This window comes from Burkholderia sp. AW49-1 (assembly GCF_053427845.1).
Window position 1 is genome coordinate 13831 of record NZ_JBSAXF010000031.1, and the last position, 18817, is coordinate 32647.

Here is an 18817-nt window from a genome sequence, read left to right on the forward strand (position 1 = left end):
CCGCGCCGGCGGAGACCTCGCCGATGCTGAAACTCGTCCGACTCGCGCTCGCGCGCCCCTATACGTTCATCGTCCTTGCCCTGCTGATCCTGATCGCCGGGCCGCTCGCGGCACTGCGCACGCCGACCGACATTTTCCCCGACATCCGGATTCCGGTCATCAGCGTCGTATGGAACTATGCGGGCCTGCAACCGGCCGACATGGCCGGGCGCATCGTCACGTATTACGAGCGCACGCTCGGCACGACGGTCAACGACGTCGCGCACATCGAGTCGCAGTCGTTCCGCAGCTTCGGGATCGTCAAGATCTTCTTCCAGCCGAGCGTCGACATCCGCACCGCGACAGCGCAGGTCACGTCGATTTCGCAAACGGTGCTCAAGCAGATGCCGCCCGGCACCACGCCACCGCAGATCCTCAACTACAACGCGTCGACCGTGCCCGTGCTGCAACTGGCGCTGACGAGCGAAACGCTGAACGAGCAGCAGCTCGGCGACTACGCGACCAACGTGATACGGCCGCAGCTGCTGTCGGTCGCCGGCGTCGCGATTCCGTCGCCGTATGGCGGCAAGGTGCGCCAGGTGCAGATCGACCTCGATCCGCAGGCGCTGCAGGCGAAGGGGCTGTCCGCGCAGGACGTCGCGACCGCGCTCGCGCAGCAGAACCAGATCATCCCGGCCGGCACGCAGAAGATCGGCCGCTTCGAATACAACATCCGGCTCAACGACAGCCCGCTGAGCATCGACCCGCTCAACGCGCTGCCGATCCGGACCGTGAACGGCGCGGTGATCTTCATGCGCGACGTCGCCCACGTGCGCGACGGCTTTCCGCCGCAGGGGAACGTCGTGCGCGTCGACGGCCGCCGCGCGGTGCTGATGAGCGTGCTGAAAAGCGGCTCGGCGTCGACGCTCGACATCATCGCCGGCGTGAAGGCGCAGCTGCCGCGCATCGAGGCAACATTGCCGCCGTCGCTCAGGCTCGTCGTGATGGGCGACCAGTCGGTGTTCGTCAAGGGCGCCGTGAGCGGCGTCGCGCGCGAAGGGCTGATCGCCGCCGCGCTCACGTCCGCGATGATTCTGCTGTTCCTCGGCAGCTGGCGCTCGACGCTGATCATCGCTGCGTCCATTCCACTCGCGGTGCTGGCGGCGATCGCCGCGCTCGCCGCCGCGGGCGAGACGCTCAACGTGATGACGCTCGGCGGGCTCGCGCTCGCGGTCGGCATTCTCGTCGACGATGCGACCGTCACGATCGAGAACGTGAACTGGCATCTCGAACAGGGCAAGGACGTCCGCAGCGCGATCCTCGACGGCGCGTCGCAGATCGTCGCGCCGGCGTTCGTGTCGCTGCTGTGCATCTGCATCGTGTTCGTGCCGATGCTGCTGCTCGACGGCGTGGCGCGCTTCCTGTTCGTGCCGATGGCCGAAGCCGTGATCTTCGCGATGATCGCGTCGTTCGTGCTGTCGCGCACGTTCGTACCGATGATGGCGCGCTACCTGCTGCGCCCGCATGCCGCACACCCGGCGGCCGTGCTCGCGCCGCATGGCGCGCCGTTCCCGGCGCCGCGTCCGCACAATCCGCTCGTCGCGTTCCAGCAGGGCTTCGAGCGCCGCTTCGCCGCATGGCGCGCCGGCTACCGCGCGGTGCTCGGCCTCGCGCTCGCGCACCGCGCGCGCTTCGTCGCGCTGTTCCTCACCGCGGTCGCGCTGTCGTTCGCGCTGGTGCCGTGGCTCGGCCGCAACTTCTTTCCGTCGGTCGACGCTGGCGAAATCGCGCTGCACGTGCGCGCACCGATCGGCACGCGCATCGAGGAAACGGCCGCGCTGTTCGATCGCGTCGAACGCACGGTGCGCGGCGTCGTGCCGCCGCGCGCGCTCGCGAGCATCGTCGACAACATGGGCCTGCCGAACAGCGGGATCAACCTCACTTACGGCAACAGCGGCACGATCGGCCCGCAGGACGGCGACATCCTCGTGTCGCTCACCGGCGACCACGCGCCGACCGCCCGCTACGTGAAGCAATTGCGCACCGTGCTGCCGCACATGTTTCCTGGCGTCACGTTCTCGTTCCTGCCCGCCGACATCGTCAGCCAGATTCTCAACTTCGGCGCGCCCGCACCGATAGACGTGCAGGTGACGGGCCCCGATCTCGCGGCGAACCGCGCGTATGCGACCGAGCTGTTGCGGCGCATCCGCACGGTGCCGGGCGTCGCCGACGCGCGCGTCCAGCAGGCGTCGACCTATCCGCAGTTCACGGTGTCGGTCGACCGCACGCTCGCCGCGCAGCTGGGCATCACCGAGCAGGACGTCACCGACGCCGTCGTGGCGAGCCTGTCCGGCACGAGCCAGGTGTCGCCGACCTACTGGCTCGATCCGCACAACGGTGTGTCGTACCCGATCGTCGCGCAGACGCCGCAATACCGGATGACGTCGCTGTCGGACCTGCGTGCGCTGCCGGTCACCGGCCGCTCGGGCGCGCCGCAATTGCTGGGCGGCCTGGCGACGATCGTGCGCGGCCAGACCGACGCGGTCGTGTCGCACTACGACATCGCGCCGCTATACGACATCTTCGCCACGACGCAGGACCGCGATCTCGGCGCGGTCAGCGCCGACATCGAGCGCGTGCTGCACGCGAGCGCGGCCGACCTGCCGAAGGGTTCGCGCGTGACCGTGCGCGGCCAGGTGCAGACGATGAACAGTGCGTTCGGCGGGTTGCTCGCCGGTCTCGCCGGCGCGGTGTTGCTGATCTATCTGCTGATCGTCGTGAACTTTCATTCGTGGCGCGACGCATTCGTGATCGTGAGCGCGCTGCCCGCGGCGCTCGCCGGCATCGTCTGGATCCTGTTCGTCACGCGCACGCCGCTGTCGGTGCCCGCGCTGACGGGCGCGATCCTGTGCATGGGCGTCGCGACCGCGAACAGCATCCTGGTCGTCACGTTCGCGCGCGAACGGCTCGCGCATACGGCCGATGCGACCGTCGCTGCGCTCGAGGCCGGCTTCACGCGCTTTCGGCCCGTGATGATGACGGCGCTCGCGATGATCATCGGCATGGCGCCGATGGCGCTCGGCCTCGGCGACGGCGGCGAACAGAACGCGCCGCTCGGCCGCGCGGTGATCGGCGGCCTGCTCTGCGCGACCGTCGCAACGCTCGTGTTCGTGCCCGTCGTGTTCAGCCTCGTCCACCGGCGCGATCGCGCGCCCCATTCCGAATCCCTGCCCCTCACTCCGGGAGAACAGCATGTCCACTGAATTCGACGTCCGTCCCCCCGGCACGCCGCGTTACCTGAAGCCGCTCGCGATCGCGGGCGTGATCGCGGCGCTCGCCGCTGCCGCGACCGGCATCGTCGAGCGCGCGCACGATGCGCGTGACGTCGCCGCGTGGACCGCACGTCAGGCGATCCCGACCGTTGCGACGGTCGCGCCGCAACCGGCCGCCGCCGACGCGCTGGTGCTGCCCGGCCGCCTCGACGCATACGTCGACGCGCCGATCTACGCGCGCGTGCCGGGCTATCTGCACGCGTGGTACGTCGACATCGGCGCGCACGTGAAGGCCGGCCAGCTGCTCGCGTCGATCGACACGCCCGATCTCGATCAGCAACTGCAGCAGGCGCGCGCCGACCTGCAGAGCGCGACCGCGAACGAACGACTCGCGGCCGTCACCGCCACACGCTGGGTCGAGATGCTCGCGCAGGATTCGGTATCACGGCAGGAGGCCGACGAGAAGCGCAGCGATCTCGATGCGAAGCGCGCGGCCGTCGCCGCCAGCACCGCGAACGTGCGTCGGCTCGAAGCGCTCGAATCGTTCAAGCGCCTCACCGCGCCGTTCGACGGCGTCGTGACCGCGCGCAAGACCGACGTCGGCGCGCTGATCGACGCGGGCAGCGGCAACGGCGCCGAACTCTTCACCGTGTCGGATGCACGGCGGCTGCGGCTTTACGTCCACGTCCCACAGGACGACGCGGGCACGATTCGGGACGGCATGCATGTCGCGCTAACCGTGCCCGAGCGCCCCGGCACGACGTTCGATGCGACGCTCGCCGATTCCGCGCAGTCGATCGATCCGGCTTCCGGCACGCTGCTCGCGCAGTTCTCGATCGCCAACCCGGCAGGCATGCTGTTCCCGGGCGAATATGCGCAGGTGCGGATCGCGGTGCCCAACGCCACGCATGCGCTGACGGTCCCGGCGAGCACGCTGATCTTCCGCCACGACGGGCTGCAGGTCGCCGTGCTCGACGCGAGCGGGCACGCGCGCTTGCGCCACGTGTCGATCGCGACCGATCTCGGCACGCGTGTCGAGATCGCGTCGGGGCTCGCGGCAGGCGACCGCGTGATCGACAATCCGCCCGACTCGCTCGCGGACGGCGACCCGGTGCACATTGCCGGCGCCGCGACGACGGAGCCCGCGCATGGCTGACCGTACGCTCGCTGCATGGCTGGGCAGCGTCGTGCTGCTCGCCGGCTGTTCGTTCGCGCCGACATATCACCCGCCGGCCGTGCCGGTGCCGGCCGCGTTTCGCGAGATGGGCCCGTGGGTCGATGCCGCGCCGGCCGACCGCCTGCCGCGCGACGGGTGGTGGCGCGTGTACGGCGACGCGACGCTCGATCGGCTCGAACCGCTCGTCGCACGCGCCAATCCGGACCTCGCCGCCGCCGTCGCGCGGCACGATGAAGCCGCCGCATTGTTCGACGAGGCGCATGCCGCCTTGCTGCCGACCGTCGATATCGGCGCAGAAACCGACCGCGACCGGCAATCCGCGCGCCGCCCGTTGCGCGGCAGCGGACAGCCCGACGTCTACGAATCGAACACGCTCGATGCAGGATTGCGCTACGACATCGATCTGTGGGGCAAGGTCCGCAACACGGTCGCCGCCGGCCGCGACAACGCGCAAGCCGCGGCCGACGATCTCGCCTCCGTCCAGCTCAGCCTGCAGGCCCGCGTCGCCAGCACTTACTTCGATCTCGCCGGGCTCGATCGCGAAGCGGATTCGCTCGCGCAAACGATCGATGCGTATCGCCGAGCGTGGCAACTGACGGTCAGCCGTCATCGCGGCGGGCTTGCATCGGGGCTCGACGTGTCGCGCGCACGGACCCAGCTCGCGCTCGCACAGGCACGCGCATCCGACATCGCGGCGCGGCGCGCGCTCGACGAGCATGCGATCGCGGTGCTGGTCGGCGTGTCCGCGTCGACGTTCTCGCTGCCAGCCGTCGCCGCGCTGCCCGCCGTTCCGTCGATTCCGACCGGGCTCGCGTCGACGCTTCTCGAACGTCGCCCGGACGTCGCCGCCGCGGAACGCCGCGTCGCGGCGGCGAATGCGCGAATCGGCGTCGCACGTGCCGCGTACTTCCCGGACCTGTCGCTCGGCCTCGATGCAGGATTTCAGAGCGATACGTTCTCGCCGTGGCTCGCCGCACCGAACGAAATCTGGTCGATCGGGCCGCGGCTCGCGGCGACGCTGTTCGACGGCGGCCTGCGTGCCGCAGGCGTACGCGATGCGCGGGCGCGGTTCGCCGAACAGGGGGCGCGTTACCGGGCCGTCGTGCTGGCGGCGTTCCGCGAAGTCGAGGACGATCTCGCGCTGCTGCACCGGCTCGGCGACGAATCGGCCGAGGATGACGCGGCACTCGTCGCGGCGCGGCAGTCGCTTGCGCTCGCGATGTCGCGCTATCGCGACGGCGCGGTCAGCTATCTGGATGTGGTTACCGCGCAGACGACCGAACTCGATACGCAGATCGCGTCGCTCGATGTCGATGCACGACGCCTGCGGGCGTCGGTCGGGCTCGTGCGTGCGCTCGGCGGCGGCTGGCGCGGCGCGCGTTGATGAACGTTTCTTCATCGGCGTGCCCGGTGTCTGACGCAGTGCGCCCGATAACGTGTCTGGTGCCGGCATCGCGTTCGCGGTGCCGGCCTCTGCCCTTCGCAAAGGATTCCGCCATGAAGACACTGCTGTCCGCCACCCTGCTCTCCGCCCTCTGTGTCGTGCTGCCAGGGCGTGCCACCGCATCGCAATCCGCCGCGCCTCCCGAATCCGGGCCGGCGTCGCACCGTCACCCTCCCGCGTCGAACCTGAACCCGAAGCGCGCAACCGTCTCGATGCGCGCGGAAAACGCGTTCATGGCGAGCTTGCGCCGCAGCCGCACGATCAGCGCATTGACCGTTTCGGGTTCGATATCCGCGTCGCCCCATGCGTAACGCAGCACTGCATCGCGCCCGACCGGTCGCCCCGCTTCGCGCAGCAGGCATTCGACGACGCGGAATTCCCGTGCGCTGAGTGTCACCCGCCGGCCCTGCTCTTCCAGCGCGCGCGTCGCCGCGTCGAGCCGCACCGACTCGCGCCACGCGATGACGCCCGAGCGACGCCACAGCGCCCGCAAGCGTTCGTGTAGTTCCACGAACGAACACGGCTGCACAAGACATACGTCGCAGCCGGCCTGCAGAATCCGCGCGCGCCGTTCGGGCGTCGCGCCGGCGACCAGCGCGACGATGGCCGCGCCGCGGGCCGATGCGGCAAGCCGCGGCAACAGCTCGAGCGGCACCGTGGCCGCAGCCGCATCGGTTTCAACGAGCACGATCGCGTCGAAGCGGTCCTGCGTCGCCGCGAAGCAGCCGTCGCGCCACCCGTCGACACGCTCGACGCCGTGCGTGCTTTCGCGGAACGCCTTGTCGAGTCGCGCCGCTTCCGGCGTCGCGGGTGAAATCAGCAGGATGCGCATCGACCGTGCTCCGGTGCGATCATCCGAGCGAGCGCGGCCAGCATTCGACCGTGATCGCCGCGCCGGCCGGCTGCGCATCGCCGATCCGCAGCGCAAAGCCGTGTACGCGCATCACCGCCGACACGATGCTCAAGCCGAGCCCCGATCCATTGACATGACGCGTGCGCTCGCCGCGATAGAAGCGCTCTAGCACCGCGTCGCGCTCGACGGGCGCGATGCCGGGCCCGGTGTCGTCGAACCGCACGAGCGGGCCGTTCTGCGTCATGTGGAGCACGACGCGCACGCGACCGCCGGGCGGCGTGAACTTGATCGCGTTGTCCGTGAGATTGCTGAACGCCTCGAACAGCAACGCGCGGTCGCCATGAATGCCGTCGACGGGCATCGCGTCGAGTTCGAAGGCCACGCCACCCGCGTCGGCCAGCGGCTCGTACAGCTCGCATACGTCGCGCAGGAGGGCCGCGACGTCCACCGCGGCAAAGCCGCCGCGCCGGCTCAGCGTCCCGATCTCGGAGATGCGCAGCATCGCGCGAAACCGCTCGAGCAGCCGGTCGGTTTCGTCGCGTGCCGACGCCAGCAGCTGCGCCGACGCCGGATCGTGCGCGCAATGCGGCTGCTCGGCGAGCCGCGCCAGCATCGTATGCACGCGCGCGAGCGGCGTGCGCAGATCGTGTGCGATGCCGTCGCAGGTATGACGCACCTCGCCCATCAGCCGCTCGACTTCGTCGAGCATGTGATTCACGAGATGCGCGAGCAGGTCGAGTTCGTCGTAGCGCCCCACCGGCAGCCGCTTGCCGAGATCGCCCTCGGCAATCTGTCGCGTGACGCGCCGGATCGCCGCGACGCGACGCATCTGCCGCATGCCGAGCATGCTGCCGCCCGCGATGCCCGCGATCAGGATCAGCACGCCGCCGATCACGAGCCCGCGGATCGCAACCTCGCGAATCTGGATGAAGTGCGACAGGTCGCGCGCGACCACCAGCGTCATCCCGTTGTCACGGTGCACGGCCATCGCGCGCGTGACCAGCGCGGGCTGTCCGTCGAGCCGCACGAGCGTGCGGTCCAGCGTGCGCCCCTGCCGGTCGGCACGCAGCGCGGGCGGCGTCGCGATGTCGCCGGCCACGCGGCGCCCGGCCGCGTCGAACAGCCCGTAGAAACTCGTATGCAAGTGTTCGTGCTCGAGCCGCCGGTGGATCGCGAGCGGCAGCGCCGCATCGGGAATCGAATCGAAATAGATCAGTTGCCACGCGAGCACTTCGTCGGTGTCGCGCGTCATCGTGTGCGTCGCGGCGACGTTGACCACGCCCGCGAGCAGCAGCAGCGAAACCGAGAAGATCGCCGCATACGCGCACAGCCAGCGAAACGTCGTCGTATGCCAACGGCGCGTGAAGTTCGCCGCGCGGGCCGCATCCATCGCCGCCTCCGTCATCCGAGCATGTAGCCGGATCCGCGCAGGGTCTGGATCATCGGCGTGACGCCTGGCGGGTCGATCTTCTTGCGCAGGCGCCCCATGTGGACATCGATCAGGTTGGTGCCCGGATCGAAGTGATAGCCCCACACGGCCTCGAACAGCATCGTGCGCGTGATGGTCTGCCCCGCGTTGCGCATCATGAACTCGAGCACGCGGAACTCGGTGGGCAGCAACGGAATCTCGTCGACGCCGCGGCGCGCGCAGCGCGAAATGAGATCGAGCTCGAGCGCGCCGACCGTCAACAGCGTCTGCTGCGGCACGCCCGATGCCTGCCGACGGCGCAACAGCACCTCGATGCGTGCACTCAGCTCGCCGGAATCGAATGGCTTGGTCAGGTAGTCGTCGCCGCCCGCGCGCAGCCCGCGGATGCGCTCGTCGACGTCGCCAAGCGCGCTCAGCATCAGCACCGGCGTATCGATGCCGACCGTGCGCATCGCGGTCAGGATCGCGAGACCGTCCGCGCCCGGCAGCATCCGGTCGAGCGTGATCGCGTCGTAGGACGCGCTCATCGCACGTATCATCCCTTCCCGGCCGTTGTCGATCCAGTCGACTTCGAACCCGCGCGCGTTCAGTTCGCCAACGATCTCGTTCGCGGTCACCGCATCGTCTTCGACTGTCAGTACTCGCATGCCTGTCCTCGCAATGGATGTCACGACGCGCACATCCGATGCGCGCGCGACTATCGTAGACGCCCCGATCGCCATCCGGCGTTAGATGAAAATAGCTTCATCCGGCATCGGGCGGACTCGGGTGAAACATGTTTCATCCGTACGTCGCCCGCCCGGCCCCGCGCGCCGCCTACGCTGACGTCATGCGGCATCGGGCCGCGAACTCAGGAGCCACCGGATGAAACTCTCGACCACCGTCGCCTGCATGCTGCTCGCATGCGCCAGCACCGCCGCGTTCGCGGCGCCGCAACTGACGCCTCAGGAATGCAACGCCTACCCGTTCGTCCATACGCGGCACGAAGTCACGCATGCGGATCTCGTGCGCGAGCTGACCGAACTTGAACAGGTCGGCTACGAACCCGCGCATAGCAGTCCATACTACCCCGACGATCTCGACGCCGCGAAGCATCGGCTCGCGGCGGAGTACCGCGTGGACTGCACGCATGCGCTGACGGCGGACGCGGGCACGAACACGCACTGACGACCGGCGCGCACGGCGCGGCCGAAATGAGAAAAAGGCGGCACTTGCGTGCCGCCTTTTTTTGCACGAAGCGCATGGAGATCGTCCGCTGCGCCACGATGGCGTTCAACGCGACATCATGTTCATGCTGACGTTGTGCATCACCCACAGCGTGCCGACGATCAGGATCGCCGCAGTCAGCACGGTGTAGCTGAACGCCATCACGTTCCAGCGCTGGCCGGAGGAACCGTTCATGTGCAGGAAGTACACGAGGTGCACGACGATCTGCACGAATGCGAGCGCGGCCAGCGCGATCAGCGATGCGTGCGGCGACAGCACGCCACCCATCACGAGGCCGAACGACGCGGCGGTGAGCAGGACCGACAGGATGAAGCCGGCGACATAGCCGCCGACGCTGCCGTGCCCTTCTTCGAGTTGAGACGAATGCGAATGAGCCATTTAGATCACGCTCGCGAGATAGACAAAGGAAAACACGCAGATCCACACGATGTCGAGGAAGTGCCAGAAGAGGCTCAGGCACGTCAGGCGCCGCAGATCGCGATCGGTCAAATCGCCGCCACGCAATACGATCTGTCCGGCGAGCACGATCATCCACAACAGGCCGGCCGTCACATGCAACCCGTGCGTGCCGACCAGCGTGAAGAACGCCGACAGGAACGCGCTGCGCTGCGGGCCCGCGCCTTCCGCGATCAGGTGCGAGAACTCGCGCAGTTCCATCGCGAGGAACGCCGCGCCGAGCACGAACGTCACCGCGAGCCATGCGAGCAGCGCGCCGCGCCGCTGCTTGTACGCGGCCAGCATCGCGAAGCCGTAGGTGATGCTCGACAGCAGCAGCGCAGCAGTTTCGACCGCGACGCCCGGAATGTCGAACAGGTCCTTCGCGGTCGGACCACCCGCGTACTGGTTGCCGAGCACCGCGAACGTCGCGAACAGCGCCGCGAAGATCACGCAGTCGGTCATCAGGTACAGCCAGAAGCCGAATACCGAGTGCGACGGCGGATGGTCGTCGTGCTCGAGCAGGGTTGCGCTCAAGGTTTTCTGCAACATCAGTTGGCCTCCAGTTCCACGTCGTCGACATGCGTGGCCACGCGCGCCGCCGGTTGCTTCTCTTCGATCCTGCGCACCTTCGACGCCGGGATGTAGTAGCCGTCGTTGTCACGCGAGCTGTAGACCACGAGCGTCGCGACGATGCCGACCAGGCCGCCGATCGCCATCCACCAGATGTGCCACACGAGCGCGAAGCCCAGCACCAGGCTGAAGATCGCGACCACGAGGCCCGCACACGTGTTCGACGGCATGTGGATGTCGCGGATCGTCGCCGGGTTCGGCCGGCCGTCGCCGCGCGCCTTCATGTCGGCGTACGCGTCGAGCGTGCGCACTTGCGGAATCACCGCGAAGTTGTACTCGGCCGGCGGCGACGAGGTCGCCCATTCCAGCGTGCGGCCGCCCCACGGATCGCCCGTGGTGTCACGGTATGCCGGCAGGTTGCGGTTGCGGATGCTGACGACCAGTTGCAGCAGCTGGCATGCGATGCCGATCGCGATCAGCACGGCGCCGAATGCGGCGACCAGAAGCCACGGATGCCACGCCGGGTTGTCGTAGTGGTTCAGACGCCGCGTCATGCCCATGAAGCCGAGCACGTAGAGCGGTACGAACGCGACGTAGAAGCCGACCTGCCAGAACCAGAACGCGGCCTTGCCGAGCTTCTCGTTCAGCTTGAAGCCGAACGCTTTCGGGAACCAGTAGTTGAAGCCCGCGAGATACCCGAACAGCACGCCGCCGATGATCACGTTGTGGAAGTGCGCGATCAGGAACAGGCTGTTGTGCAGCACGAAGTCCGCGCCCGGGATCGCCATCATCACGCCGGTCATGCCGCCGAGCGTGAACGTGACCATGAAGCCGATCGTCCACAGCACGGGCGTCGTGAATTCGATCCGGCCGCGATACATCGTAAACAGCCAGTTGAACACCTTCACGCCGGTCGGGATCGCGATGATCATCGTCATGATCCCGAAGAACGCGTTGACGTTCGCACCGGAACCCATGGTGAAGAAGTGATGCAGCCACACGAGGAACGACAGCACCATGATCGCGCAGGTCGCGTACACCATCGTCTTGTAGCCGAACAGCGGCTTCTTCGAGAACGTCGCGATGACTTCCGAGAAGATGCCGAACGCCGGCAGGATCAGGATGTACACCTCCGGATGGCCCCACGCCCAGATCAGGTTCAGGTACAGCATCGCATTGCCGCCGGCTTCGTTCGTGAAGAAGTGCATGCCGAGGTAACGGTCGAGACCGAGCAGCGCGAGCGTCGCGGTCAGGATCGGGAAAGACGCCATGATCAGCACGTTCGTGCAGAGGGCCGTCCACGTGAACACCGGCATCTTCATCAGCGTCATGCCGGGCGCGCGCATCTTGATGATCGTCACGAAGAAGTTCACGCCGGTCAACAGGGTGCCGACACCCGAGATCTGCAGCGCCCACAGGTAGTAGTCGACCCCCACCCCCGGACTGAACTGCAGCTCCGACAGCGGCGGATACGCGAGCCAGCCCGTCTGCGCGAACTCGCCGATCACGAGCGACACGTTGATCAGGATCGCGCTGACCGCGGTCATCCAGAACGACAGCGAGTTGATGAACGGAAACGCGACGTCGCGCGCGCCGATCTGCAGCGGCACGACGAGGTTCATCAGGCCGACCATGAACACCATCGCCATGAAGAAGATCATGATCACGCCGTGTGCCGTGAAGATCTGATCATAGTGGTGCGGCGGCAGGTAGCCGGGCGCGTTGTACGCGAGCGCGAGCTGCATGCGCATCATGATCGCGTCGGCGAAGCCGCGCAGCAGCATGATCAGCGCGACGATGATGTACATCACGCCGAGTTTCTTGTGGTCGACCGTCGTCAGCCATTCCGTCCACAGCCACTTCCAGCGGCCGGTGATCGTCAGCGCGGCGAGAATGCCCAGCACGGCCAGCCCCATGAAGGCACCGGCCCCCATGATGATGGGCTGATCGAACGGGATCGCCGATAGTGTGAGTTTGCCGAACATGCGTTACCCCTTCGTGCCGCAGGCGGCGTCCTTCAGGTCGAGGACGTGGCCATCGTTGTATTTCGCGATGATGTTGTGGAAGAGCCGCGGATCGACCGACGAGAAGTAGCGCACGGGCGCCTTCTCGCTCGGTTGCGCGACGGTGCCGTACACGGTCGCGTCGAGCCGGTCCGGCGACGCCTTCACCTTCTGCACCCACGCGTCGAACTGCTCGCGCGGCTCGGCGAGCGTGCGGAACTTCATGTCCGAGAAGCCGCGGCCGCTGAAGTTGGCGGACGTGCCCGCGTAGTCGCCGGCTTCGTCGGCGATCAGGTGCAGGCGCGTCTGCATGCCGGCCATCGCGTACACCTGGCCGCCGAGCTGCGGAATGAAGAACGAGTTCATCACCGAATCCGACGTGATGCGGAAGTTCACCGGCGTGCCGACCGGAATCGCGAGCTGGTTCACCGACGCGATGCCGAGTTCCGGATAGATGAACAGCCACTTCCAGTCGAGCGCGACGACCTCGACGTCGATCGGCTTCACCGACGACTCGAGCGGCTTGTACGGATCGAGCTCGTGCGTGGTTTTCCACGTGAGCACGCCGAGAAACAGGATGATCAGCGTCGGCACCGTCCAGATCACAACTTCGATCGCGGTCGAGTGCGACCAGTTCGGCGCGTAGGCGGCGTTGCGGTTCGATGCGCGGTAGCGCCACGCGAACCACAGCGTGAGCAGGATCACCGGCACGACGACGATCAGCATCGCCCATGTCGACGTCGCGATCAGCGCCTTTTCCGCGGCACCCACACTTCCTTTCGGATTTAGTACATCTAAATTACAGCCTGACAGGCTCAGCGCCGCGCCGATCGATATCAGCGCCGTCCAGCCTCTTGAAGCTTTTCTTTTCATCACACAGCCCGAGGGTCATTGAATCCGTTGCGTATGCCCGATGCGCATTCGATCCACGAAAGTGGCCGAATCATACGTCGCGCGGGTGCGATGAAAAACCGGCGGATGCGGCAAATCATCATTGCGAAATCTGCCGTGAGACAGATTGTCGCGGGGGCAATTTCACGCAGCCGGAAGGCGAGCACGAGCCGGCCGGACGCCGCCCGCGCCTGCCCCGATGAATGTGGGTGCAACGACCGCGTCGTCTTGCGATGCGGTCGTTGCACGCGACGTCACGCCATCAACCGTGCGTCGCTGCCATGTACGCCTGCGCGGGCGCGCCGCCGTCTCCGGCCGGCAGCTTCGAATGGCTGGCGTCGTCGATCAGCCGCGCGACGGTCGGGTCGATCGCGTCGGTGAACGGCTTCGGATCGACGCCGACCATCAGCACGATCAGCGCGAGCGACCCGAACATCACGATCTCGCGGCGGCTGAGGTCGGCGAGCTTCGCGATGCGCGCGCTCGCGATCTTGCCAAACACGACGCGCTTGACCATCCACAGCGTGTACGACGCACTGAGGATCAGCGTGAGCGCCGCGATCGCGCCGATCCAGAAGTTGACGCGGATCGCGCCCATGATGACCATGAACTCGCCGACGAAGCCCGACGTGCCCGGCAGGCCGACGTTGGCCATCGCGAACAGCAGCGCGAACGTCGCGAAGCGCGGCATGACACCCGCCACGCCGCCGTATGCGGCGATCTCGCGCTGCTTCGTGCGATCAACCAGCACGCTCACGCACAGCAGCATCGCGCCCGCGACGAAGCCGTACGACACGAGCTGCACGATCGCGCCTTCGACGCCGATCTGGTTGAACAGGAACAGCCCGAGCGTGACGATCCCCATGTGCGCGACCGTCGAATATGCGAGCAGCTTGCCGAGATCGGTCTGCGCGAGCGCGATCAGGCTCGCGTAGACGATCGCGAACAGCGACAGCGCGATCACGGCCGGCGCGAAGAAGTGGCTCGCGTCCGGCGTGATCGGCAGCGCGAAGCGCAGGAAGCCGTAGCCGCCGAGCTTGAGCATCGCGAGCATCAGCGCCGCGCCCGTCGGGCCGTCCGTGTAGACGTCGCGCAGCCACGTATGCACCGGCCACATCGGCACCTTGACAGCAAACGCGGCGAAGAAACCGAGGAACACCAGCAACTGCGGCGCGAAGCCGAGCTGCAGCGTGCGCCATGCGTTCATGTCGAACGTATGCGACTTCGCGTACAGGTACAGCATCGCCATCAACAGCAGCAGCGAACCCGCGAACGAGATGAAGAAGAACTTCACCGCCGCGTAGACGCGTTGCTCCCTGCCCCACGTGCCGATCAGCAGGTACAGCGGAATCAGCGTCGCCTCGAAGAAGATGAAGAACAGCAGCCCGTCCTGCGCGACGAACACGCCGACCATCAGCCCCGACAGGATCAGGAACGACGCGTAGTACTGCGCGACGCGCACCGTGACCGACTCCCACGACGCGATCACGACGACGAGCGTCGTGAAGGCGGTGAGCACGACGAGCCACAGCGACGCGCCGTCGATCCCGACGCGCCAGCCGGCGTTGAACGCCGCCAGCCAGTTGCGGGTTTCGGCGAACTGCATCGCGGCCGAGTGCGAATCGAAACCGGCGACGAGCGGCACGACTGAGGCCAGCCCTGCGAACGCGCCGACGAGCGCGATCAGTCTCGTGCGCTGCAGGTGACCGTCGGAACCGGCGCGCAGCAGGCACGCGCCAAACAGGATCGGAACCCAGATCGCCAGGCTCAGGAAGGGAAAATCATGCATGTCAACAGGCCTTGAGAAGGTCGCGCACTGCATTGGGAACAGGCGTGACGAAAGGAACGAAATCAAATCGACAGATAGATTTCGTGGATCGCCATTGTTGGCAAAATGTAAAGCGGAATCAGCGCAAGGTTTGACGCCGCTCAAGCGCAATCGGGTTAACCAGCATAAGGCGATTGATTATTTTTTGCATCGCAGCAAAGCTGCGTTTCGCTATGCGCGGACATGCCGTTGATTTTTATATGTAATTTTTTGTATTGTGACGCGGCGTCGATCTCATGACTCGATGCGATGCCACATTATTGTCCGAAGACCGGTTCGTCGGAGCGCTATAGGTGAATGCGGGGAAGGATGAATGAGACCAATTCAATCCTTACACTCACGCTTTCATTTTGTCTTCATTGGCTAACGATCGCCGCGATCCGGAACATCGGAAGTCGCGGCGCATTCCGTTAGCGCTGATGGCTCAGCCTGTCCCACACACGCATCGTCACCGCACGATAGTGGTTGTGCTGCGCCGGGAAATGGACGAAACGGCTGTCTTGCGTCGCATAGACGGGCGACGACGCGAGCGACGTCGCATCGACGATGTAGCGCGCGTCGATCATGCCCGCCTCCAGCAGTTCGACATAAATCGCCTGCTGGTCGCCGCCGCTTGCATAGACTGACGACCGATCGTCGAAGCTCTCGATGCGCGCGCATATGCGCTCGACCAGTTCGCACATCGGTGCGACATTGCGCACGCCGATCATGCACGAGTTGATCGCCCAGGCCGTGTGGTCGGTGCCGATCACGAAATCGCGGCCGTCGATCACGCTGTCGACCGTCTGCCGCTGGTCGATCGCGAGGATGTCGGCGTCGACCCAGAACACGAACGCGTGATCGGGCAGATGTTCGCGAATCAGGTGCAGCTTCGCCCAGTTCGCATCGACGCCGGCCGGCAGAAACGCGGGCGGTTCGCGATACGCGTGGTACGCATAGCCGTGTCGCGTGCAATAGCGAATGAAGTTCTCTTCGTGAAGATCGCCGTAACCGGCGATGTGCGACGTGTGCAGACTCACGAACGCGATGTCTGCATGCGGGTTCAGGTGCCGTACCGGCTCACGCGTTCGTTGCTGCGCGGCGCGCCAGTCGTCCATTGCGCGCGGCTGCTCGCCTCGCTGAACGCGCGCCGCATCGTCGACGAGCGCGAGCACATAGCGAAAGTCGTAGTCGGGCGTCGGCGCCCATACGCCATCGATCACACGCCATTCGGGCGCCTGGTGCGCCACCAGCGGATGCGCGCCGACGACCTCGTCGATCACAAGCCCATCGCCCCACACCGTCTGGGCCGACGCGAAATAGCCGGTCGCGAGCGGCTGATCGAACGGCAGCGGCGGGAAGTGCTCGGCAAGCAGCGTCGCCTCGCACGCATGGTGCCGCTCCGGCAGGCGCATCGCCCACTTGCCCAGCTCGACCACCAGCTTGCGCAAGCGCTCGCGCACGTCGGGCACGTTGCGAAAGATCATGCCGCTTGCGGCGGGCAACGGCGACTTCGACGTCTGCGTCGTGACGATCGCGTCATAACCGTCGGCGACATCCGGCAACGCATGCTGGCCAAACACCACCGAGAACGGATCGAGCACGAGCAGCAACGCGCCCTGCTCCATCGCGACGAGCTGCGCGATGATCGCGTGGTACTTGTGCAGCACCTGCTGGCGCTCGCCATATACGTGCGTACCGTCGACGATCGCGTGCCGGTAGCCGCGGCCCCGCGCGTAGCGTTCGTGATTGTCGACGAGCCCGTCGACGGGTCGATGCGAAAGGATGGTCAGTACGGAATGCATGCGTGCCGGAACTCCGGGTTGAGCCGCGCGAGGCGATACGCCTATTTAGCGCATGAGCGCCGCTCAAGTCGAGCATTGATTGGCTGTCCGGACGAAGCGTGGCGCCGGGCGGCAGGCCCGTCAACGCAGCGGAAAAGAAAAAGCCCCGCAAGTCCGAGAACTTGCGGGGCTTTGTCACCGCTTTTGGCGGAGACGGAGGGATTCGAACCCTCGATCCAGGTTTTGGCCCAGATGCTCCCTTAGCAGGGGAGTGCCTTCGACCTCTCGGCCACGTCTCCCAAACTTTCGCTCGCACCAGGGAGGCAGTGCGACGAGAACAAGATCATATAGGGTTTGGAGCCGTTGGTCAATTTCTATGATGCATTTTCTTCAATGCATCACAAAAAATTCACGCGGCCTGATCGAGCTCGAATGCCTTGTGCAGCGCGCGGACAGCCAGCTCCATGTATTTCTCGTCGATCAGCACCGAAATCTTGATTTCGGACGTCGAGATCATCTGGATGTTGATGCCCTCTTCCGACAGCGTGCGGAACATCTTGCTTGCGACGCCCACGTGCGAACGCATACCGACGCCGACGACCGACACCTTCGACACCTTCGGGTCGCCCTGCACGCGCTCGGCGCTCACATGGCCCTGCACCTGGTTGGTGAGGATGTCCATGGCCTTCTGGTAGTCGCCGCGGCCGACCGTGAACGTAAAGTCCGTCTTCCCTTCGACGCTCTGGTTCTGGATGATCATGTCGACGTCGACGTTCGCGTCGGCGACCGGGCCGAGGATCTGATACGCGATGCCCGGCTTGTCGGGCACGCCCATCACCGCAATGCGGGCTTCGTCGCGCTGGAACGCGATGCCGGAAATGACTGCCTTTTCCATGGTCTCGTCTTCTTCAAAAGTAATCAGGGTGCCCGAGCGCATTTCTTCGTCGAGCGCAATCAGCGGATCGGTCAGGCTCGACAGCACGCGCGTCTTCACCTGGTATTTGCCGGCGAATTCGACCGAGCGGATCTGCAGGACCTTCGAGCCGAGGCTGGCCATTTCCAGCATCTCCTCGAACGTCACGCGATCGAGGCGCCGCGCCTCTTCGACCACGCGCGGATCGGTCGTGTAGACGCCGTCGACGTCCGTGTAGATCAGGCACTCTTCGGCATCCAGCGCGGCCGCGACCGCCACCGCCGACGTGTCCGAGCCGCCACGGCCCAGCGTCGTGATGTGGCCATCCGGATCGACGCCCTGGAAGCCCGTGATGATCACGACCTTGCCGGCGTTCAGATCGGCCTTCACGCGCTCGTCGTCGATCGAGTGGATACGCGCCTTCGTGAACGCGCTGTCGGTCTTGATCGGCACTTGCCAGCCGGCATAGCTCACGGCTTCGACGCCGATTTCCTGCAGCGCGATCGACAGCAGGCCGACGCTGACCTGCTCGCCGGTCGACGCGATCATGTCGAGCTCACGCGGGCTCGGCTGGCTCGAAATCTCTTTCGCGAGACCGAGCAGACGGTTGGTTTCGCCGGACATCGCGGACGGCACGACCACCATCTGGTGCCCGGCCTGATGCCATTTTGCGACGCGTTTCGCGACGTTCTTGATGCGCTCGACCGAGCCCATCGAAGTGCCGCCGTATTTGTGTACGATGAGTGCCATTGTCGTTCTGAACTGAAGGAGAAGCCGCACGGGCGCGCAGGGCAGGCCGAGTTGCCGTTCGGTCACGCGGCTTGTGGCTGTGGACGGACGACGAGGGGGACGGCTGGGACGCAACACGCAAGCGTGACGGATTTTGCCCGGAAGGCCGATCAGGCCGCGCAAACCGGGTACGTCACGCGGAAAACCTGCACAAATCGCTCAAAAATCGAGCCGAGCAAACGTCCGAGCGTACCCGATAGAGGCCCGCTTGACAAGCCGCCCGCCGGTTTGGCAAGCGTTC

At 66.2% G+C, this 18817-nt stretch carries 14 protein-coding genes and 1 tRNA gene; 4 read left to right on the forward strand and 11 right to left on the reverse strand.

What is annotated here, in order from left to right; all coding sequences use genetic code 11:
• Positions 1 to 23: 23 nt before the first annotated feature.
• From ACV22W_RS28750 to ACV22W_RS28760, 3 genes are read left to right on the forward strand one after another with little or no spacing between them, the layout of a single operon-like run.
• Positions 24 to 3242: an efflux RND transporter permease subunit gene (locus ACV22W_RS28750; protein ID WP_448022841.1), complete on the forward strand. Its 3219-nt coding sequence runs from the start codon at positions 24 to 26 to the stop codon at positions 3240 to 3242.
• On the forward strand, positions 3232 to 4407 hold the full coding sequence (locus ACV22W_RS28755; protein WP_448022842.1) for an efflux RND transporter periplasmic adaptor subunit: 1176 nt from the start codon (positions 3232 to 3234) through the stop codon (positions 4405 to 4407). The genes ACV22W_RS28750 and ACV22W_RS28755 overlap by 11 nt, the downstream gene beginning before the upstream one ends.
• Positions 4400 to 5812: an efflux transporter outer membrane subunit gene (locus ACV22W_RS28760; protein WP_448022843.1), complete on the forward strand. Its 1413-nt coding sequence runs from the start codon at positions 4400 to 4402 to the stop codon at positions 5810 to 5812. Before ACV22W_RS28755 ends, ACV22W_RS28760 begins: the two co-directional genes overlap by 8 nt.
• Before the next feature lie 226 nt (positions 5813 to 6038).
• Here the strand turns inward: ACV22W_RS28760 and ACV22W_RS28765 are convergent, their stop codons facing one another.
• The 3 genes from ACV22W_RS28765 to ACV22W_RS28775 are packed head-to-tail and all read right to left on the reverse strand — an operon-like array spanning position 6039 to position 8801.
• The gene (locus ACV22W_RS28765) at positions 6039 to 6704 is read right to left on the reverse strand and encodes a response regulator transcription factor (RefSeq protein WP_448022844.1); all 666 of its coding nucleotides are present in this window, start codon (positions 6702 to 6704) and stop codon (positions 6039 to 6041) included.
• A gap of 19 nt (positions 6705 to 6723) precedes the next feature.
• Positions 6724 to 8115, reverse strand: coding sequence for a sensor histidine kinase (locus ACV22W_RS28770; protein WP_448022845.1), 1392 nt, complete (start codon positions 8113 to 8115; stop codon positions 6724 to 6726).
• Between the two features lie 11 nt (positions 8116 to 8126).
• Entirely contained in the window at positions 8127 to 8801 is a 675-nt protein-coding gene (locus ACV22W_RS28775) for a response regulator transcription factor (protein ID WP_448022846.1), read from the reverse strand.
• A 217-nt stretch (positions 8802 to 9018) separates the two neighbouring features.
• Here ACV22W_RS28775 and ACV22W_RS28780 point away from each other — a divergent pair, with 217 nt between their 5' ends.
• The gene (locus ACV22W_RS28780; protein WP_448022847.1) at positions 9019 to 9321 is read left to right on the forward strand and encodes a DUF4148 domain-containing protein; all 303 of its coding nucleotides are present in this window, start codon (positions 9019 to 9021) and stop codon (positions 9319 to 9321) included.
• 105 nt (positions 9322 to 9426) lie between these two features.
• On the opposite strand, the gene cyoD is transcribed toward ACV22W_RS28780, so the two are convergent.
• The 8 genes from cyoD to ACV22W_RS28820 all read right to left on the reverse strand — a co-directional run bounded on the left by cyoD (position 9427) and on the right by ACV22W_RS28820 (position 18537).
• The gene (gene cyoD, locus ACV22W_RS28785; protein ID WP_006759069.1) at positions 9427 to 9759 is read right to left on the reverse strand and encodes a cytochrome o ubiquinol oxidase subunit IV; all 333 of its coding nucleotides are present in this window, start codon (positions 9757 to 9759) and stop codon (positions 9427 to 9429) included.
• Entirely contained in the window at positions 9760 to 10368 is a 609-nt protein-coding gene (gene cyoC / locus ACV22W_RS28790) for a cytochrome o ubiquinol oxidase subunit III (RefSeq protein WP_006759068.1), read from the reverse strand. It lies immediately after the preceding gene.
• A complete protein-coding gene (gene cyoB, locus ACV22W_RS28795; protein ID WP_448022848.1) occupies positions 10368 to 12374 on the reverse strand; it encodes a cytochrome o ubiquinol oxidase subunit I in 2007 nt (668 codons plus the stop codon). The genes cyoC and cyoB overlap by 1 nt, the downstream gene beginning before the upstream one ends.
• Positions 12375 to 12377: 3 nt before the next feature.
• A complete protein-coding gene (gene cyoA / locus ACV22W_RS28800; protein WP_059450408.1) occupies positions 12378 to 13265 on the reverse strand; it encodes a ubiquinol oxidase subunit II in 888 nt (295 codons plus the stop codon).
• A gap of 280 nt (positions 13266 to 13545) precedes the next feature.
• Positions 13546 to 15072, reverse strand: coding sequence for an NADH-quinone oxidoreductase subunit M (locus ACV22W_RS28805; RefSeq protein ID WP_448022849.1), 1527 nt, complete (start codon positions 15070 to 15072; stop codon positions 13546 to 13548).
• 449 nt (positions 15073 to 15521) lie between these two features.
• The gene (locus tag ACV22W_RS28810) at positions 15522 to 16895 is read right to left on the reverse strand and encodes a hypothetical protein (RefSeq protein WP_448022850.1); all 1374 of its coding nucleotides are present in this window, start codon (positions 16893 to 16895) and stop codon (positions 15522 to 15524) included.
• A gap of 184 nt (positions 16896 to 17079) precedes the next feature.
• Positions 17080 to 17173, reverse strand: a tRNA-Ser gene (locus tag ACV22W_RS28815).
• A 110-nt stretch (positions 17174 to 17283) separates the two neighbouring features.
• Positions 17284 to 18537: an aspartate kinase gene (locus ACV22W_RS28820; protein WP_040144529.1), complete on the reverse strand. Its 1254-nt coding sequence runs from the start codon at positions 18535 to 18537 to the stop codon at positions 17284 to 17286.
• Between the last annotated feature and the right edge of the window lie 280 nt (positions 18538 to 18817).

Coding starts and splice junctions, on each gene's coding strand:
- ACV22W_RS28750 (WP_448022841.1), top strand. CDS start 24: ATGCTGAAACTCGTCCGACTCGCGCTCGCGCGCCCCTATACGTTCATC.
- cyoA (WP_059450408.1), bottom strand. CDS start 13,265: ATGAAAAGAAAAGCTTCAAGAGGCTGGACGGCGCTGATATCGATCGGC.
- ACV22W_RS28755 (WP_448022842.1), top strand. CDS start 3,232: ATGTCCACTGAATTCGACGTCCGTCCCCCCGGCACGCCGCGTTACCTG.
- ACV22W_RS28810 (WP_448022850.1), bottom strand. CDS start 16,895: ATGCATTCCGTACTGACCATCCTTTCGCATCGACCCGTCGACGGGCTC.
- cyoB (WP_448022848.1), bottom strand. CDS start 12,374: ATGTTCGGCAAACTCACACTATCGGCGATCCCGTTCGATCAGCCCATC.
- ACV22W_RS28820 (WP_040144529.1), bottom strand. CDS start 18,537: ATGGCACTCATCGTACACAAATACGGCGGCACTTCGATGGGCTCGGTC.
- ACV22W_RS28805 (WP_448022849.1), bottom strand. CDS start 15,072: ATGCATGATTTTCCCTTCCTGAGCCTGGCGATCTGGGTTCCGATCCTG.
- ACV22W_RS28770 (WP_448022845.1), bottom strand. CDS start 8,115: ATGGATGCGGCCCGCGCGGCGAACTTCACGCGCCGTTGGCATACGACG.
- cyoC (WP_006759068.1), bottom strand. CDS start 10,368: ATGTTGCAGAAAACCTTGAGCGCAACCCTGCTCGAGCACGACGACCAT.
- cyoD (WP_006759069.1), bottom strand. CDS start 9,759: ATGGCTCATTCGCATTCGTCTCAACTCGAAGAAGGGCACGGCAGCGTC.
- ACV22W_RS28775 (WP_448022846.1), bottom strand. CDS start 8,801: ATGCGAGTACTGACAGTCGAAGACGATGCGGTGACCGCGAACGAGATC.
- ACV22W_RS28780 (WP_448022847.1), top strand. CDS start 9,019: ATGAAACTCTCGACCACCGTCGCCTGCATGCTGCTCGCATGCGCCAGC.
- ACV22W_RS28765 (WP_448022844.1), bottom strand. CDS start 6,704: ATGCGCATCCTGCTGATTTCACCCGCGACGCCGGAAGCGGCGCGACTC.
- ACV22W_RS28760 (WP_448022843.1), top strand. CDS start 4,400: ATGGCTGACCGTACGCTCGCTGCATGGCTGGGCAGCGTCGTGCTGCTC.